This window comes from Nonomuraea sp. NPDC049784 (genome assembly GCF_040659615.1).
GTDB lineage: Bacteria > Actinomycetota > Actinomycetes > Streptosporangiales > Streptosporangiaceae > Nonomuraea.
Genome location: NZ_JBFAMX010001111.1, coordinates 1 through 1,856 on the forward strand (window position 1 = coordinate 1; position 1,856 = coordinate 1,856).

Genomic DNA, 1,856 nt, shown 5'->3' on the forward strand with positions numbered 1-1,856 from the left:
GCCCGCGCCGACTGCAGCGACACCTCATGCTCAGCGGACGGCCCACCCGCCAGCACACCCACGCGCACGCGTTCACTCACGATCGATCAGCCTTCTTCAGTGGCACGGAGACAGCCGGACCACCGCGGAGAACAGGCGCCGGTCAACCCCATCCACTGTCGGCCGACCGTGTCCCCGCCTCGTCAGCGCCGTGTCATGGTTGTGTCACGGTCGCGCCGACCGCCGTCATCTCAACTCCATGAGCCTGGCGACCTTGAGGCCTACATGCAGGGCGAGCCGGTCGTCCCCGCTGGACAGCTCGACAGCGGCGATCTTTTCGATCCTGCGCAGCCGGTAGTGCAGGCTCGCACGGTGGATGCACAGGCTCGCCGCGGTGCGTTTGATGTCGCCCGTGTTATCGAGGAACGTCTCCACCCCGACCCGCCAGGTAGTCCGCCGCCGCCGGCACCCCGTTGCGCGACGCGCGGGCGGCGTTGTACGCCTCGCCGGTCTGGGCCCATGCGCGTCCTGATGGCCCCACCTTTGCGTCGCCGTCGATGGGCGCGGACATGAACGATGAGAGAAACTCCGGCGCGGCCTCGAACCAATGATCGTGTGATGGCATCCAACAAGGTCACAGCATCAGAAGGGATTCATGTGATCGTCTTGTTGAACGGCACCTTCGGGGCAGGCAACCATGTCACCGTGGATGGCCTTTCGCTCGGCGACCGGGGCCGCGCATGACGCAGGGTGCCCTCGCAGCCGTGAGCGTGTCCCAGGCATGGTGATCCGCAAACGCGCCCCGCGCTCCACGCAGCGAATCGACGTGACCCGCCTTCCCGACGACGTCGTGGCGCTCATCGACGCCCTCGAGCCCGGTGAGAACTTGGTCCTCACGCGTGATGGCGCGTCGATCGCGACGATCTCCAGCACCATTGACGTGGTCCAAGGCGCCATCGTCGATCGCGACGCGCCAGATGAGGCCAACGATCAAGCACCGATCGACTACGAGAGCGTGACAGTCGTGGCCACCGCGATGGAGCTGTCGACCACCGCTCGGGTTGCGCTATCCACCCAGCTCGGGGCGGACTACGTAGTGCTCGATATGCATGCAGCTCCCGCAACAACCGATGTGCTGCTGGTACCTCCAGGCAGCCCGCAGCTGATCACAGCGCTCCGATCGATGTTCCCGAAAGCTCGCGTCATCGTCACCGAAATCGAGGACCACGAACTCGGAGTTCAGTACCACGGCCCGGTCCGACGACTACTCGACGCCGGCGCTGATGCGTATCTACCTCCGGCGACCCTCCCACACCTGGCCAGGCAGCTTGACTACACGCTGAATCAAGGGCGCGAGATCGCTGGCGGGGCCGCGACACCACTGCAGATCGCCCCGACCGTGGAGCCGGCAGATCCAGACGACGAATGACCCGCGCCTCTTCGCTGGACCGTCGGGTGGCGGATCACCGTAGCCATAGGAGTTCCGGGCCAAGACCACCATCAACACGACGACGATCACCCTAGCGATCGACCGTCAGACTCCGCGGTGTCCTTCTGCCGTATTCCGGCCGCCCCGCGCCCTGCCGGCCTGCGCGGGGCGGCCCGGCCCTGGTCGCGTTCTTCGGGCGGTCGATGTTCGTGGGCATGGAAGGCGACCCAGCACGCCAGCAGGGCCAGTGCGAACGCCGGCACCCAGGCCAGCCGGGCGAGCACCCAGCCGGGGGTGTCGGGGACAGTGTGCAGACCGGGCAGCGGGCGGGCGGCGAGCAAGCCGAGGGCGGTGACCGCGATCATGGCGGTCTGGTGCCAGAGGTAGATCGTCATGGCGGACAGGTTGGCCATCGCCACGGCAGCCCAGGCGGCGGGGCGGGTGAGCG

The 1,856-nt window shown here is 67.3% G+C and carries 3 protein-coding genes and 1 pseudogene; 2 read left to right on the forward strand and 2 right to left on the reverse strand.

What is annotated here, in order from left to right:
- Nucleotides 1–225: 225 nt before the first annotated feature.
- The gene (locus tag AB0J09_RS63795) at nucleotides 226–414 is read right to left on the reverse strand and encodes a helix-turn-helix domain-containing protein (protein ID WP_360714122.1); all 189 of its coding nucleotides are present in this window, start codon (nucleotides 412–414) and stop codon (nucleotides 226–228) included.
- A 183-nt stretch (nucleotides 415–597) separates the two neighbouring features.
- On the opposite strand from AB0J09_RS63795, the gene AB0J09_RS63800 reads away from it, so the two are divergent.
- Together AB0J09_RS63800 and AB0J09_RS63805 are read left to right on the forward strand one after the other, a co-directional pair.
- Nucleotides 598–723, forward strand: coding sequence for a hypothetical protein (locus AB0J09_RS63800; RefSeq protein ID WP_360714124.1), 126 nt, complete (start codon nucleotides 598–600; stop codon nucleotides 721–723).
- 37 nt (nucleotides 724–760) lie between these two features.
- Entirely contained in the window at nucleotides 761–1,408 is a 648-nt protein-coding gene (locus tag AB0J09_RS63805) for a hypothetical protein (RefSeq protein ID WP_360714126.1), read from the forward strand.
- Nucleotides 1,409–1,494: 86 nt separating this feature from the next.
- Here the strand turns inward: AB0J09_RS63805 and AB0J09_RS63810 are convergent.
- Nucleotides 1,495–1,856 (reverse strand): annotated as a pseudogene (locus AB0J09_RS63810) (hypothetical protein); the annotation flags it as partial.